Annotated in this window: 16 protein-coding genes and 1 pseudogene; 14 read left to right on the top strand and 3 right to left on the bottom strand. The window is 67.7% G+C overall.

Annotated elements, in window-relative coordinates:
- The first annotated feature begins 11 nt into the window (after positions 1–11).
- A complete protein-coding gene (locus tag ABZZ20_RS29195; protein WP_356874628.1) occupies positions 12–311 on the top strand; it encodes a class I SAM-dependent methyltransferase in 300 nt (99 codons plus the stop codon).
- Positions 312–519: 208 nt separating this feature from the next.
- Here ABZZ20_RS29195 and ABZZ20_RS29190 read toward each other — a convergent pair whose 3' ends face one another.
- Together ABZZ20_RS29190 and ABZZ20_RS29185 are read right to left on the bottom strand one after the other, a co-directional pair.
- Complete coding sequence (locus tag ABZZ20_RS29190; RefSeq protein ID WP_356874626.1) at positions 520–1,872, bottom strand: hypothetical protein; 1,353 nt, start codon at positions 1,870–1,872, stop codon at positions 520–522.
- 166 nt (positions 1,873–2,038) lie between these two features.
- The gene (locus tag ABZZ20_RS29185) at positions 2,039–2,407 is read right to left on the bottom strand and encodes a hypothetical protein (protein WP_356874624.1); all 369 of its coding nucleotides are present in this window, start codon (positions 2,405–2,407) and stop codon (positions 2,039–2,041) included.
- A 237-nt stretch (positions 2,408–2,644) separates the two neighbouring features.
- On the opposite strand from ABZZ20_RS29185, the gene ABZZ20_RS29180 reads away from it, so the two are divergent.
- The 12 genes and pseudogenes from ABZZ20_RS29180 to ABZZ20_RS29125 all read left to right on the top strand — a co-directional run bounded on the left by ABZZ20_RS29180 (position 2,645) and on the right by ABZZ20_RS29125 (position 13,539).
- Positions 2,645–2,977, top strand: coding sequence for a hypothetical protein (locus ABZZ20_RS29180; RefSeq protein ID WP_356874622.1), 333 nt, complete (start codon positions 2,645–2,647; stop codon positions 2,975–2,977).
- A gap of 78 nt (positions 2,978–3,055) precedes the next feature.
- Positions 3,056–3,508 (top strand): hypothetical protein, encoded by a 453-nt coding sequence (locus ABZZ20_RS29175; protein ID WP_356874620.1) that lies wholly within the window; start codon positions 3,056–3,058, stop codon positions 3,506–3,508.
- A gap of 20 nt (positions 3,509–3,528) precedes the next feature.
- Positions 3,529–4,884, top strand: coding sequence for an NUDIX domain-containing protein (locus ABZZ20_RS29170; protein ID WP_356874618.1), 1,356 nt, complete (start codon positions 3,529–3,531; stop codon positions 4,882–4,884).
- A 38-nt stretch (positions 4,885–4,922) separates the two neighbouring features.
- Positions 4,923–5,402 (top strand): GNAT family N-acetyltransferase, encoded by a 480-nt coding sequence (locus ABZZ20_RS29165; protein WP_356874616.1) that lies wholly within the window; start codon positions 4,923–4,925, stop codon positions 5,400–5,402.
- Entirely contained in the window at positions 5,399–5,905 is a 507-nt protein-coding gene (locus tag ABZZ20_RS29160) for an NUDIX hydrolase (protein ID WP_356874614.1), read from the top strand. Before ABZZ20_RS29165 ends, ABZZ20_RS29160 begins: the two co-directional genes overlap by 4 nt.
- Complete coding sequence (locus ABZZ20_RS29155) at positions 5,906–6,571, top strand: M15 family metallopeptidase (protein WP_356874612.1); 666 nt, start codon at positions 5,906–5,908, stop codon at positions 6,569–6,571. It abuts the gene before it with no gap.
- 31 nt (positions 6,572–6,602) lie between these two features.
- Complete coding sequence (fxlM, locus tag ABZZ20_RS29150) at positions 6,603–8,975, top strand: methyltransferase, FxLD system (protein WP_356874610.1); 2,373 nt, start codon at positions 6,603–6,605, stop codon at positions 8,973–8,975.
- Entirely contained in the window at positions 8,972–9,559 is a 588-nt protein-coding gene (locus ABZZ20_RS29145; protein ID WP_356874608.1) for an AAA family ATPase, read from the top strand. Before fxlM ends, ABZZ20_RS29145 begins: the two co-directional genes overlap by 4 nt.
- Positions 9,559–10,518 carry a hydroxymethylbilane synthase gene (gene hemC / locus ABZZ20_RS29140; protein ID WP_356874606.1) on the top strand — a complete coding sequence of 320 codons (960 nt, stop codon included), beginning with the start codon at positions 9,559–9,561 and terminating at the stop codon, positions 10,516–10,518. Before ABZZ20_RS29145 ends, hemC begins: the two co-directional genes overlap by 1 nt.
- On the top strand, positions 10,515–11,201 hold the full coding sequence (locus tag ABZZ20_RS29135) for a hypothetical protein (RefSeq protein ID WP_356874604.1): 687 nt from the start codon (positions 10,515–10,517) through the stop codon (positions 11,199–11,201). The genes hemC and ABZZ20_RS29135 overlap by 4 nt, the downstream gene beginning before the upstream one ends.
- A gap of 609 nt (positions 11,202–11,810) precedes the next feature.
- A pseudogene (locus ABZZ20_RS29130) lies at positions 11,811–12,458 on the top strand (reverse transcriptase N-terminal domain-containing protein); the annotation flags it as partial.
- Between the two features lie 61 nt (positions 12,459–12,519).
- On the top strand, positions 12,520–13,539 hold the full coding sequence (locus ABZZ20_RS29125; RefSeq protein WP_356874602.1) for a group II intron maturase-specific domain-containing protein: 1,020 nt from the start codon (positions 12,520–12,522) through the stop codon (positions 13,537–13,539).
- An 86-nt stretch (positions 13,540–13,625) separates the two neighbouring features.
- On the opposite strand, the gene ABZZ20_RS29120 is transcribed toward ABZZ20_RS29125, so the two are convergent.
- Positions 13,626–13,829 carry a hypothetical protein gene (locus tag ABZZ20_RS29120; protein WP_356874600.1) on the bottom strand — a complete coding sequence of 68 codons (204 nt, stop codon included), beginning with the start codon at positions 13,827–13,829 and terminating at the stop codon, positions 13,626–13,628.
- Positions 13,830–14,003: 174 nt separating this feature from the next.
- On the opposite strand from ABZZ20_RS29120, the gene ABZZ20_RS29115 reads away from it, so the two are divergent.
- The gene (locus ABZZ20_RS29115; RefSeq protein WP_356874598.1) at positions 14,004–14,792 is read left to right on the top strand and encodes a PIG-L family deacetylase; all 789 of its coding nucleotides are present in this window, start codon (positions 14,004–14,006) and stop codon (positions 14,790–14,792) included.
- The last annotated feature ends 74 nt before the right edge of the window (positions 14,793–14,866 follow it).

Below are 14,866 nucleotides of genomic sequence, written 5' to 3'. Positions count from 1 at the left end.
GACCAGACCCGGTGCGCTACAAGCCCCCCAAACTGTTCACCTCCACCGCCCCCTACTACGCCAAGTACCGTGCCGGGTACTCGCCCGCGCTCTTCACCCATCTCGCCACTCGACTCGAACTCGACGGCACACAGCAGGCCCTCGACCTCGGCGCGGGCACCGGGGCCGTTGCGATCCCTCTGTTCGAGCATGTGCGCGAGATCATCGCCGTCGACCCCGACCCCGACATGCTCGATGAGGGCCGCAAGCTCGCTGCCGAGCGCGGCATCACTCAGTTCGGCAACATCCATACGCCGCCACCCCTGGCCTGACCACAGCACGATCCGCGCACGCAACGCCACATCAGCCGGCACGTGACGAGAGTTCGCCAACTCCCCCAAAGATCGGCCAACTGTTCAGAGGAGAGATCCATCCCAGGCTCAACGAACAGGACGGCCATGGTTCCACGAGCAGGATCACGAGACACTAGATTCTCTACCGAACCCGGAACGGTTCATAGTTCAATCGACCAAGAGTGGGTTACTCATAGTTTTCGAGAGGCGAGTCAACGCCTAGAATCCTAGCAATTTTGTGAACCAATGATATCCCCAGAGGAGATTGCTTGGAGGCGAAATATACGCTATGGAAAACGGCGGACAGGGATCCCTCGCGCATCGCGGAACTACCTGACAGCGACTGTGCATGTCGAGCCAAAGTTGTAGCCAATTCGCTCGAATTCAGGTAAACCATCCCCCTCAGTAGATCCGCTTCAATTGAGAACTGCAGGATCCATGGAACCCAGCTTGGGTCGATGGATTGCGTTCCGCGCAATGTGCCCAGACGTTTGATCGCAGGAGGTGCGATCTCGTCGAACAGTTGATGAAAGTGGTATCGGTCGTCGGTATAGATGCAAGCAGGGAGGATGAATAGTTCAGGATGGTTGATTCTGATGCTGGCGGACTTACCCCAGAGGGGGGCTAGCCACTGGATGGAATTAGGGAAAGCATTGGGCTGGCCTTCCAGGTGTCTACCTTCAAGGGGCTCATTCATCTTAAAGGGGGTCAGGTGGCCGAAGAGGCTTGAGGTCGCCGAGGCGGCATGTTTCCAGTCAATACTCGTTCGGTCTTCTAGGTGTCGATAGATTGCATGAATGAGTTCGCGTACCGTAGATGGGGCATTTACCACAACAGGACGCCGGAAGTCGAAGTCACCCATTTCTCCAGAAAGTTGAGTAAACAAAAGTCCCGGAGATTGCAAAAGTGCAGGGCCGATGGGGAAATGGTAACCGTTTAGCGAAATGTCGCAAACCGTCGCGGCGGTGATGAGTGTCGTCATGCTCCGCTCGGCGGTGCCACACGACTCTAAAAAGACATCGTAGGCGACGGTGTAGATTCCGGCCAGGAGAGACGAAACGTCTAGCTTCTTGTCTCCCAGCAGGGTGGCATCGACAGCCAATTTGGAAATCTCGCTGACACGTGCAGAGAACTCCATGAGGTGCCTGATGCCAAGTACCCAGCCGCGATGTTGTGGTACTACGTAGCCGCCTCCACCTTGAAATACTTCATCTGGAAATCGAGGAAGCGAGAGCGAGAGATCTGACGGCCCTGGAACATACTTCTGAATCTGATTGACCAAGGCGTCAGTGAGGATTCGAGTGGGCAGTGCGATTCCGGTGTCAAGTTCTCGAAAGTCGCCTATCCTGCAGCCGAAGAATGATCTGCGAACTTGTTCGCAGATTTCCCAAATGTCTACAGTCTTTCGGTGCTCGGATTGTGCGGATCGAAGGAGCGGGATGTCCTCCTCTTTGAGGGTTTCAAGCCCAGGCGTACTATTGATCAGCCCCATTTCGAACTGCAGGAGTAGGGAGTTGTAAATCCCTCCAGTGGTGCCCACATGCTGAAGCCAATGATGTCGCTCGTGAAGCAGGATGGAATTAATTTGACGAGCTTCATCCTCGCTCGTAGTTTCCTCTGATTCCTGGGACTGGCCCCCTAACTCGATTAGAACTGCTGTGGGATCGAAACTTCCATGGTTAGAACGCAGAGAGAGCGAGTCTGCATCATTCTTGTAGCTCTGGAGTCTGGGATGGATTGACAATTTCAAGAACCTTCCTGCCGTCTCGCACGGGCCCCTCGTATGTAACGGTGTTCCCTGCCTTAGTCTGGCGTACCGTGATCTTCACGCGGCGACTTTTGATGAAATTAATCAGCACTGCACTTGTGGCCGACGCGAAGCCCGCGCTGGAGACTCCGATGATGATCGTATGGATTAGTTCGGACCGAAGACCTGGGGAATGCACGTTCGGCTCCCGAAGGCTGATCCCTGGGTCGTCGGCGAGTTCTTCCTCGAGTTGCTGGAGGGCCTCCGGCTCGGCGCATTCAATCTCGATCTCGCGTGCCCATTCCTTGGTGCGGCTGTTCGCGCTCATGTGGTATCCGCTTCGATAGGGTGGTCGGTTGGAGTGGCCCAAGGCGGGATGATATCGCTGGAACGTTAGCTGTGATGGGGTTTCTGGAAGATGGCTCAACCCTTGCGCTGAGATGAGCGCATCAACCTCGCTGCACTCTGGATGCCATCCAGGGCCCCGGGAAGAGTTCAGTAGATCCCGGTTTGGTCGGATGATCACCAATGGCCGGGCATGAGACGAGCACGGCTCTTGTGGATCATGGAGTTCGCTCCTCGTGCCTGCATCCGCCAGCGAGATGTCCGACACCCCGGCTGCAACTACAAGCTCCACCGGCACCTCTGCAAGGCGTTCGACCCCGCCCGCACCACGCACCTCATGCTCGTGGTGTTCCCGCTGGGCTGGACCGGGCAGAGGACTACTTCCTTCGCCGAAACAACGATCACCATCAGGCACGAGGACGTACGCCTCTACCTCGTCGAAGTAGACGAGTTCAACGAGATCTTCCCAGAGGGACGCGCAGAGGCAGAGACGAAGAAATGGGCCTTCGTCATCCTCGATGACGAGTGGCTCAAGCAGCACCGCGTCCATTGACAGACCGGTTGGGGAGGCTGCGCTTCGCCCTCCCCAACCACACAGTCGGAGGCAAAATTGTTAGTTCAGAGAAACTGGATGGACCGCCCGGCAGTGCTGGCCATGGCCGACCGGGTGGCCTCGCCGCACGCCGCCGTCGCGATCACGGGCGACGGCAGCCTGTGGACCCACCAGGCCGAATGGACCGTCGCGCTCCAGGGCCTGATCCAGTCCCACCTCGGAACAGACCGCCGCGCCGGCACCACCGGCACCTACCGCGAGCCCGGCCGCCGCTACGAAGACGACCTCTCCGAATCCGCGTTCAGCGACATCGCCGAGCACCGCATCCCCTTCACCCGCACGTGGACCCCCCGCAGCGTCCTGGGATACCTGCGGTCCACCAGCTTCGCCCGGCCCGACCTCTTCGCCGACCACGCCGGATTCGAGGACCAGGCCCAGACGCTCCTGCTCCAGCACGCGCAGGACGGAGTCCTGCACGAGGACGGCGTGTTCACCGTGCTGCTCGCCCGACGCCCCGGGGCAGCCCAGTGAGCGGCGGAGCCCGGCACACGGTGCCGGTCGACGTCCACCTCATCCTGCGCCGCGACGGCGAAAGCGGACCGGAGGTGCTGCTGTCCCGCCGGGCCGGACCGGTGTACGCATCGGGCCTGTGGCATCTGCCGTCCGGACACCTCGACCCCGACGAGGACATGGTCGAGGCCGTCATCCGGGAAGCCCTCGAGGAAACAGGCGTACTCATCGAGACGGAGGACGTGACCGCGGCGGTCACCGTCCACCACCGCCCACCGGTGGGATCCCGGTCCCGTATCGGCGTCTTCTTCGACGTCCGCCGCTGGTCGGGCCGGCCTCGGATCATGGAGCCGGACCGGTGCGACGACATGGACTGGTACCCGCTGGAAGCCCTCCCCGACCCGATGGTGGCGTACTGCCGAGCCGGTCTCGACGCCTACCGCGCCGGTCTGCCCGCCGCCGTGCACTTCCAACAGCCGGGCGACGCCGTCGAGCACCGGCCGGACGGCCCCGACCGCACCCGCCTGCAGAGCGGACCGCCCGTCGGTGGGGTGGAGGTGCCGTACAGGCTGCGGGTGTTCGCCGAGCAGGCCGTCGGCAGGATCGTGGAGGCGACGGAGGTGTCCTGGGTGCGCACCGGCAGCCGGGTGTGGCAGCTGGCAGGGCCCGGGGGCGGCACCTGGTACCTCAAGCGGCACCGCGGGGCGAAGTTCCATGACCGGGAGGTCGCCGCGTACCGGTCCTGGGTGCCGGCCCTCGGGGCGCGCGCTCCCCGTCTCGTCGCCGCCGGCACCTCGGCGCAGGCCGTCGTCGTCACCGCGCTGCCCGGACACCCGCTGCACGGCATGGTCCTCGGCGCCGCCGACGAGGCGCGCGTCCAGCAGGCCCTGGGCCGTCTCGTAGGCGTTCTTCACCGCAGCGCACCCGAGCGGCCCGCCGCATCAGCCACGGCCGCGGACAAGATCAAGCGCCATCTGGACGGGGCCCGCCCGTACTTGGCCGACGGGGATGCGGATCTGGTCCTCGCCCTGGCCCGCGCATATGCGGACCTCCCGAAGCCCACGCTCGTGCCCACGCACGGGGACCTGCAGTACCGCAACGTCCTGCTGGACGGCGACGGTGAACCGCTGCTGTTCGACTTCGAGCGGTCCGAGTACAACACCGCTACCCGGGACATGGTGCGGCTGAGCGACACCTGGACCGGCAGGCCTGACCTGCACGCCGCGTTCCTCGACGGCTACGGCAGGGCGCTCACCCCTGCCGAGGAGCTGCGCCTGGACTGCGAGGCCGCCTTCGACGCCGTTTCCGGCATCGCCTACGGCACCAGCCACGACGACCCCGAGGTCACCGAGCGCGGCCACCGCACCCTGCGCCGACTCCGAACCCAACATCCCTAGCCCGTCTGCAACTTCTACCCGTCCAAGGAAGGACCCCCGTGCCCGAACCCCGCCTCGCCACCCCTGCCGATGCCGCCGAGATCGCCCGCCTGCGGTCGGAGAACATCCTCAGCGAACCCCTCGACGAAGCCTGGCTCACCACGTGCGCCGACCAGCTCGCCTTACGCCTCCAGGACGGCGGTGACGCCCGCGCGTACGTCGTCGACTCCCCCGCCGGCGGGCTCGCCACCTGCGCCCTCGGCCTGGTCCACGCCGTCCTGCCCGCCCCGAAGTACCCCCAGGGCTTGGCCGTACGGATCCACGCGGTCGCCACCGACCCCGCACACCGGCGCCGCGGCTACGCCAAGGCCGCGCTCGCAGCCCTCCTCGACCACCTGGAGGACGACGGGGTCACCCTGTACGAGCTGTACGCCAGCGACGGCTCCGCCCCGCTGTACGAGCAGCTCGGCTTCGCTGCCGACCCGGCGCTCATGCGGATGACGCGTTTCCCCGCCGCCGTCGAAGGGACCGCGTCGTGAGCGAGCGGAAGTGGCTGCCTCCGGAGGAGTTCGCTGCGACGCTGCCGAAGGCCACCATGTTCGGGGCCGTGTTCTTCACCGACGAGGACGACCGGCCCGTCCAGCTGCGGGCCACGTACTCCATCACGCACCCCTGGCAGTGGCCGGGCGGTGTCGCCGAACCGGGCGAGCGTCCCTGGGAGACGGCTGTGCGGGAGTGCCTGGAGGAGACCGGCCTCCGCGTGGAGGGACCGCCGAAGCTCCTGGCCACGGTGTTCGGGCTGCCGGGCAAGGACTGGCCGCTGGCCACCGCGGGATGGGTGTTCGACGGCGGCCGGCTCACCCCCGGGCAGCTTGCGGGGATCGTGCTGGACCCGGACGAGCACGACGAGGTCCGTGCCCTGGCCGTCCCCGAGTGGCAGCGCCTGATGCCGGGACGCGACCACGCCCGGCTCGAGGCCGTGATGGCCGCCCGCCGCACCGGGATCCCGGCGTACTTCGACACCTGGGACTGGGAGGTCTAGATGAGCATCGTCCTGATGTCCGACCCGCGGGTCGCCGCCATCCCGGTCGCGGAGAACGGCGAGCCCTTGGCCGACGTTCGGGCCGGCGGAGAGCTCCTCCTTGATGACCGCCGCTCCGATCCCGCGTACGCCTTCGCGCACCTGCGCTCCGGGGTCCTCGACCGGCTCCTGCAGGCGCAGCTGCTGCTGCCCGAAGGCCTGCGCCTGCTCGTCGTCGAGGGGTTCCGCCCGCCGGCCCTGCAGCAGCGGTGCTTCGAGGAGTACGCGGCCGAGCTGCGCGCGGCCCACGGCGACTGGCCAGCGGAGGAGCTGCGGGCGCAGGCGAGCCGGTACGTGTCACCGCCCGAGATCGCCCCGCACAGCGCCGGCGCGGCCGTCGACCTGACCCTCGTGGACGCGGACGGCACCGAGCTCGACATGGGCACCCGCGTCAACGCCAGCCCGGAGGAGAGCAGGGGCCGCTGTTACACCCTGGCCGACGGCCTCTCCCCTGGGGCTCGGCTGCACCGCGCCACCCTCAGCCGTGTGCTCACCGGCGCCGGGCTCGTCAACTACCCGACCGAGTGGTGGCACTGGTCCTTCGGCGACCGCTACTGGGCCTTGATGGCCGGCAAGCCGGAAGCCCTCTACGGACCCGCCTCCCAGCATCCCTCCGAACTTTCCTGAGCCACCCGATGAACAGGGAGCCCCGCAGCACATGAGCACCACGCACACCGCACAGGACTGGCACCTCCACTACGCGGCAGGCCGCGACTTCCGCCCCCTGAGCGACACGGAGAAGACCATCCTCACCGAGCGCCTGGCCCTGCCTGAGGACGCCGGGGCGGCCCGGGCCCTGGATGTGGCCTGCGGGACTGGTGAGCTCGCCCGGTTCCTCGCCGCAGCCGGGTACCAGGTCGACGCCGTGGACTGGGCCCTGTCCGCCGTCGACAAGACCAGCTCGGCCTCGTCCGGGGTCAGCTGCCACCACCTCGACCTGACCAGCGGGGACCTCTCCGCCCTCGCCCCGGCCGGTACGGGCGGCTATCGGCTGATCACCATGCGCCGGGCCCTGGCCCACCTGCCCGACCGCACCCGCACGGTCGCCGAACTCGCTGCCCTCCTCGACGAGGACGGCACCCTGTGCGTGATCACCCCGCACGCCGACCACCACCCCGAGGAGCTGCGCGGGATCTGCCTGGACGACACCGAGATCGACCTCCTCGCCGACGGCTGGCAGCACACCGAGCGCATCGAGGCCGGCGACCTCACTGTCCTGCTGCTGCGCGGGCCCAAGACCGACCCCGTCGCCTACAGCGAGAAGCGGACCCCGAAGCCGTCCGCGATGGCCGGCGTCGCCGTGGTGGTCACCAACGACCGCGGGCAGGTCCTCCTCGGCTGGAACCCCTCTCGCGCAGTGTGGGAACTCCCGGCCGGCAAGGTGGAGCCGGGTGAGGCCTTCGAGGCCACAGCGGTACGCGAACTCGCGGAGGAGGCGGGCCTGCAGGCCCGGCCGGAGTCGGTGCTCCTGCTGGGCACGTTGTGCGACTCCACGCACGGATTCACCCGGGTCACCGAGATCGCCCGCCTCACCGGCTACACCGGCGAGCCGACCGTCCGGGAGCCGGAGTTGATCACCCGGTGGGAGTGGCACAGCCCCTTCGCGGTGCGGAACCTTCCCCAGCCGATCTTCACGGCTTCCGCTCAGGCCCTGAACGTGGTGTGGCCGGGTCTGCTGCCCGACGTCCCGCCCGCGCACCACACGCCCAGGCCCACCGGAGGCGTGCAGCTGACGTTCGGCGAACCGGCCGCAGCGCTCCGGCTCCGAGAACAGCTGGTCCAAAACCTCACCGAGGCCGGCTGGACCGACACCCCGGAGCTGCGGGCGGCGTTTTCGGTCGTGCCCCGGCAGGCGTTCCTCCCCGAGCAGTCACTCGCCCGGGCCTATGTCAACGAGGCGGTGGCCACCGTGTTCGACGAGGACAGCGGGCGGTCGATGAGCTCGGTGTCCCAGCCCGAGATGCAGGCGGTCATGCTGCGCCGCGCCAACCTCCGGCCGGGAGCGCACGTGTTGGAGATCGGGGGTGGCGGCTACAACGCCTGCCTGATCGCCGAACTCGTCGGTCCCCAGGGGTCGGTGGTGTGCATGGAGATCGACCCCTACGTGCATGCGCGTACGGAGCGGTTCCTGGCCGAGACCGGGTACGCCAAGCGGGTCCGGGCCGTCCTGGGCGACGGCACCGGCGGAGCGCCCGGGGACCTGCTTCCGGTGGACGGCTTCGACGCCATCATCGTGACGGTCGCCTCGAACGACGTGGCGTGGCCCTGGACGAGCCAACTCGCACAGGGCGGGCACCTGGTCGTGCCTCTGCGGATCGGCGGGTTCACCCGGGCCGTCGGTCTGCGCAAGGAGGGCTCGGCTCTGGTGTCCACGGAGATCAGCCCGTGCGGGTTCGTCCCCATGCAGGGTGCGGGCCGGTGGGACGAGACCCCGGCCCCGATCGGGGACACAGGCTACGGAATCCGCTGGGAGGACACCCCGCCCGCCGCGCCCAACGGCCTGGACCGAGCCTTGGCCGCGGGCGGCGTGGAACTGTGGACCGGGGTGACGGTGCTTGGCGGGGAGACGCTCGAGGACCTGCAGCTGTGGCTGGCCACCTCCCTGAGCGGGTTCTGCCGGATGGAGGGGGATCCGGACCGGCCAGGGCCGGTGCGGCTGCCGAAGCGATCGGGTGCCGAAGCGATCGTCCTAGGTCGCTCGCTGGCCTGCCTGATGACGGAGCGGCGTGAGCACGACGAGGCCGGCGGCACGTCCACGTGGGAGTTCGGAGTCCAGGGCTTCGGGCCGGACGGCAAGGCCGCCGCGGACACCCTGGCCGCCGCGGTCCGCACCTGGGACCGCGACCTTCGGGGCCGGGCCGCGCCCCGGCTGACGGTGATGCCCGCAGGTACCCCCGACTCAGCGCTCCCCGCCGGAGACGTCGTGGAGAAGAACGACTGCCGCATCGTGGTCTCCTGGCCCGGCCGTGACGAGGCCCCCGGCTCCGCCGTTGGACGGAACACGGCCAAAGGGAGGTCCGACGAGCAGTGATCACCTGGATCAACGGGGCCTTCGGCAGCGGCAAGAGCACCCTGGCAGCCGGCCTGCATCAGGCACTGCCCGGTTCGGTGGTGGCCGACCCGGAGGAGATCGGCGACCTGCTGCGCCGCACCCTGACCGGGCACCCCGGAAAGCTCCGCGACTACCAGGATTACCCGGCCTGGCGGCGCCTGACCACGGCCTACATCAGCGAGATCGCCGCGCACACCAGCGGTCACGTCCTCGTGCCCATGACCGTGCTCAATCCCGCGTACGCCGCCGAAGTGTTCACGCCCTTGCGGCGCTCGCCCGGGCTCGTCCATCTCGTCCATCTCGTCCTCCACGTCGAACCGGACGAGCTGAAAACCCGGATCGACGCGAGTGAGGAGTTTCCGGGAGACGAGACCCGTAGCGAGGCCGTGCGTGCGTACCGGCGGCGAAGGGCGGTGGACTACGCCGCTGCCGCCACTGCGTGGATGCACGCCGAAGGCCATGTCATCGACACCAGCGCCCTGCCGGCGCACGCGGTCCTCCAGGCCGCCCTCAGCCGTATCTCGCCCGCCCACCCCGTAACCGCCGATGGAGCCCGACCCTGATGACCAGCAGCACCACCCTCACCACCGTCCAGCTGGGGACCCGACCCAGCCCCATGGCCCTGGAACAGACCACCCGCTTCGCCGACGCCTTCCGCGCCCGCTACCCGCAGGCGGTCCTCGACATCGTCGAGATCGTCTCCGAGGGCGACCGGCACCGCGGCCCGCTCTCGGCGATCGGGGGGAAAGGGGCCTTCACCCGCAACGCGGACCGCTACCTCCTCGACGGCCTCGTCCAGGCCACGATCGCGTGCGCCAAAGACGTGCCCGGCCCCCACGACCGGTCCCCCGGCATCATCATCGGAGCGGTCCTGCCCCGAGAGGACACCCGCGACGCCCTCGTCCTCCCCGCCGGCCATCCCGCGGCCACGCTCGCCGAACTCCCTCCCGGCACCAGGGTCGGAACCAGCGCACCCCGCCGCTCGGCCCTTCTCAAAGCCCTCCACCCGAAGCTCGTACAGGTACCGATCCGCGGCAACGCCGACAGCCGGCTCTCGAAGCTGGACGAGGCAACGCTCGGCGCGAACGTGATGATCGCCGCCCTGGCCGGCCTGCGCCGCCTTGGCCACGAGGACCGGGCCTCGGAGATCCTCGACCCCACCGTGTGGCTGCCCGCGGCCGGCGCGGGAACCGTGATCGTCGAGCACCGTGTCGACGACCTGGTCACCGGGGAGCTGCTCGCACGCCTCACCCATGGTCCCACCCGGATCCTGCTCGACGCCGAGCGAGCCGCGCTCGCCACGCTGCACGGCGGGTGCCTGACAGCCGCCTCCGCCCACGCCACCCTCGACGCCGCGTCGGGAGTCGTCACCGTGCACGCCGCCGTTCTCGACCCGACCGGCGGTGACCCTCTGCGCGCCTGCGCGTCCGGCCCCTCGACGTCAGCTCATAAAGTCGGGCAGGACGCAGGCCAACAGCTGCTGGACGCCGGAGCGGAGCGTCTTCTCGGACGGTCCGCATGACCGATTCGAAGGCCCGGCAGGCAGTCTTCGCACCGCCCGCCGAGACGTGCGACCAGCAGCGGATGCGCAGCCGGCACCAGCAGGCCGCCCGTGCCTTCTCCGTGACCGCGTCCGGGCCGGAAGCCTGGGGATGGCAGGGCCGAACCCTGGGCCGGCGAGCCGGCCGGTGGTGGCTGCGGCTGGTCAGTGCTCCTGCCGACAAGCGCAACGCCCGCCTGTGGGAGGGCACTGCCGCCGCGGACTCCGCCCTGCCCCGCTCCGTTCCCCGGCCTCGCCTGCACGACGTCACCGAGTGGACCGACGACGCCATCGTCTACCGGGCCGAGCTGTCCGAGTACATCGCCCAACCGGCGCTCCAATCCGGCGGACCCGTCCTGACTGGCGACGTCGACCTGCCCCGCTCCTGGTGGGGAGACCTGCGCAGCGCGCTCGCTACCACTGCGACGGTGCCAACCGACCGGCAAGCCGTACGGCAGCAGTGGATCGACCGCAACTTCACCCGCTTCCTCGGCACCCCCCTGCCCACGATCGACTCCTGGACCACGGGGCACGGGGACCTCCACTGGGGCAACCTCACGCCCGAGCCCCTCGTGATCCTCGACTGGGAGGGGTGGTTGCGACACGAGGTCGCACAATATGAGCGGATCACGGGAGAGGAGGGTGGGCGTATGCCTGCTCCGTGATCTCGGGCTAGTACTCGATGCCCGTCCCCGCCCTGACGTGCGCTGGGAGTAATCCCGGGGTTCGAAGCTCAGGGAACATGCGAACCGTGCCTCGATCCATCCGCGACGCGGAGTAGGGGAAGGCCGGGTGGGTGAACACCAGTGAACCCTCGATGATGCCTCGTTACCCAGAAACCTCGGATGGATGGAAGTGATTCCGGGGTGCAGGGTCTATGCCGTGGAGGAGCGGCAGGCGGCGACCGGTGACCATTTGCCGGTTGCGAGAGTACCGCTGACCTCGGGGTACAGAGGGCACCCGAACCCGGTCGCATCTCATGTGTGCGGAACGTGGAAACCCCATCCGGGTCCGTCGCTGATGGCTAGCGGCGGTAGGCCGACCGCGAGGAGAGCTGAACTCCCGGGTGGGAACAGGATGTCCAAGAAGCGAATGCCGACTGCCGAAAGGAGACGGGAAACTGCGGCAATAGAGTCGGTCCTCCGCCGGCTGCCGTGGATAACCGGTCGGATACCGGGCCTGGCGCCCGGACGCGAAAGCGGGCTGACGTGGACAGGTGAGCCTTTGATGATTTTGTGTCATGGCACTGGAACTGAGGGACAAGTTAGGCACCTATGGTGAACGGACCCGAGGACGATGGGATCGACTGGGACGCGGTGGATTGGCGTGCCTGCGAGCTCAAAGTACAGCGACTGCGGCAGAGGATCTTCAAGGCGACTCAGGAGCAGGACTGGGCGCGAGTCCGGAACCTGCAAAGGTTGATGCTGCGGAGTCGGTCGAACACGTTGTTGAGTGTGCGGCAGGCGACGCAGCGTAATGCTGGCCGCGTCACGGCCGGGGTGGACGGGGTGGTTGCTCTGACCTCCGAGGATCGGGCCAAGGTCGCGGTGCAGGTGCACCAAGGCCGTGGCACCTGGAAGCCCCTGCCTGTGAAGCGGGTGTATATCCCCAAGGCCAACGGAAAGCAGCGCCCACTGGGAATTCCAGTCATTGTCGACCGGTGCCATCAGGGCCGGGTACGCAATGCCCTGGAGCCCGAGTGGGAGGCCAGGTTCGAATCCCGTTCCTACGGGTTTCGTCCGGGCCGAGGCTGCCAGGACGCGATCGAGATGCTCTTCACCACGCTCCGCAAGGGCTCAACGCGGGTGTGGATTCTGGATGCGGACCTGTCTGCGGCGTTCGACAGGATCGACCATGACCGGTTGCTCTCCGCGCTTGGGATGTTCCCGGGCCGGAGGCAGATCGGGCAATGGTTGAGGGCCGGGGTGTTCGAGCCCGGTATGGGGTTCTCTCCGACGAAGGAGGGCACCCCGCAGGGGGGGTGTGATCAGTCCTCTGCTGTTGAACGTTGCGCTGAACGGCTTGGAGGAGGCGGCTGGAGTCCGACTCGCAACTGCCCCGTCCCACAAGGCGACGGGAAAGACGCGCCCGGATTCTGCGGTGCTGGTCAGATACGCAGACGACTTCGTCGTGTGCTGCTTCACCGAGCAGCAGGTGCACGAGGTCAAGGCACAGCTTGCCGAGTGGCTGAAGCCGAGGGGCCTGGCCTTCAACGAGGAGAAGACGCGGGTTGTCCACCTCGAAGACGGCTTTGACTTTCTGGGCTTCAACATCCGCCGCTATCCGGTGGGCAAGCTGCTGATTAAGCCGAGCAAGGCCGCCGTCAAGCGGCATCGGGAACGGCTCTCGGAAGTGATGCGCGACTTGCGCGGATCCAACGAGAAGGCGGTCATCGTCAAACTCAACCCCATCATCCGGGGCTGGGCTGCCTACTACCGAGGGGTGGTGGCTGCCGAGGTCTTCAAGGACATCGACATCCACATGTGGAAGCTGACCTACAAGTGGGCCTGCTACCAGCACCCCAAGAAGTCGAAGCACTGGATCTCCGGACGGTACTTCGGCAAGTACAACAAGTTCAGGAACGACCACTGGGTCTTCGGTGACCGCGACAGCGGCACCTTCCTGGTCAAGTCGTCCTGGACGCAGATCGTCCGACACACCCTGGTCAAGGGCGCGGCGTCACCAGACGACCCCGCCCTGACTGAGTACTGGGTCAAGCGTCGTCGCAGGGTCAAGCCCGCACTCGACAGCTACAACCTCTGCCTGCTCGACCGGCAGGAGGGACGCTGCCCGCTGTGCGGGGAAAATGTCCTGACTCCCCACCAGCCACCGCAATCCCCGTTGGAATGGGAACGCTGGTGGAAAGTGATCGCCCGCAAGGCGATCTCTGTCGATTACCTTCGGCACACGGGGAGGATGACGCCGCAAGGCGATCAAACCCGCTTGGTACACGCTGAATGCGCACGGCGACACGCCGCTCGTATTCGGAACAGCACCACCTGAACGCCCTCGTGGCTTGCTTGAGCCGTGTGCATCGACGAGGTGCACGCACGGTTCTGAGGGGACCCCGGCGCAGCAATGCGCCGGGGTTACCCGGCGGCCTGCTCCCCACCGGCTACGACGTGGGCCTCCTCCACGCCTACACCCTCCCCCAACCCGCCACGGCCGCTCGCATCCGCAGCGAGTTCACCCACGTCCTCGACACCCCCGAGGGACGGATCGGCGAACTCGTCGCCCTCGCTCAGCTCCTCCAGGTCACCGGCCGCGGCGCCCACCCCGAACTCGCCCCGCACCTGGCCCGCACCTGGCCCGCAGAGCCCAGCAGCTCACCGGCACACCCGTCCCAGCAGCCACCGGCACGACCGGAAACCCCGACCTCTGACCTGACCCCACCCCCGACATCTCGATGCTGCGGCCCGCACGCAACCGTGAGGGCCGGCACCGACACCCCAACCGAAGGAGCAGTCGTGTCGCTTCCGAGCCTGCTCGGCGTCTTCGCACACCCCGACGACGAGGCCCTCTTGGCCGGAGGTGTGCTCGCGCAGCACGCCGCCGCGGGCGCAGCAACGAACGTCGTCACCGCCACCTGGTCCCCCACCAGCCACCGGGCACCCGAGCTCGCCGACGCCCTGGCCGCGCTGGGAGCCGGCGAGCCGAGGATGCTCGGCTACGCGGACGCCCGCATCCCCGAGTCCGCGCCCGGTCGGGCCCGGCTGTGCGACGCTCCCATCGACGAGGTCGTGGAGCTGCTCGTCGGGCACATCTGTGCCGTGCGCCCCGAGGTTGTGGTGACCCACGACGCCTACGGCCAGCTGACGGGCCACCCCGACCACGTCCGCACCCACCAAGCGACCGTCCTCGCGTTCCACGCCGCCGGTCTTGAGCACCTCCACCCGGATGCAGGGACCCCGTGGCAGCCCGCTGCTCTGTATGCGGCCACACACCCGGTCTCGGGGGTGGGCGAGCTCGGCCCGCTCTTGGAGCGGGTGGGGAAGAAGATCCTCAGCGTTCCGGACGAGCACGCCACCGCGACGGTCGACGTGAGCGAGTGGCTCGAGGCGAAGTGGGCCGCGATCTCGGCTCACCGAAGTGAGGCCGCCAAGGAGCGGCCACTTCCCGGCATCCTCTCCCGTCTCCCTGCAGCGGAGCGGGAGTCGATCATCTCGACCGAGCACTTCACCCTCCTCGCCACCCGCCCCGCACCCGCCCACCGAGCAACGGCCACGGAGCACGCCCGCCTAGGCCAGCCGGTGTGAGCGGGGGGAGTGCGCGAGGTACGTCCGCCCCGGCAAGGCCGGCCTGGTCCCGGACCAGTGCTGTCTGCTCCAGA

This window comes from Streptomyces sp. NPDC006430, assembly GCF_040612395.1.
GTDB lineage: Bacteria > Actinomycetota > Actinomycetes > Streptomycetales > Streptomycetaceae > Streptomyces.
Note: the sequence above shows the minus strand (reverse complement) of the source record. Positions and strands in the feature narration are given on the sequence as shown.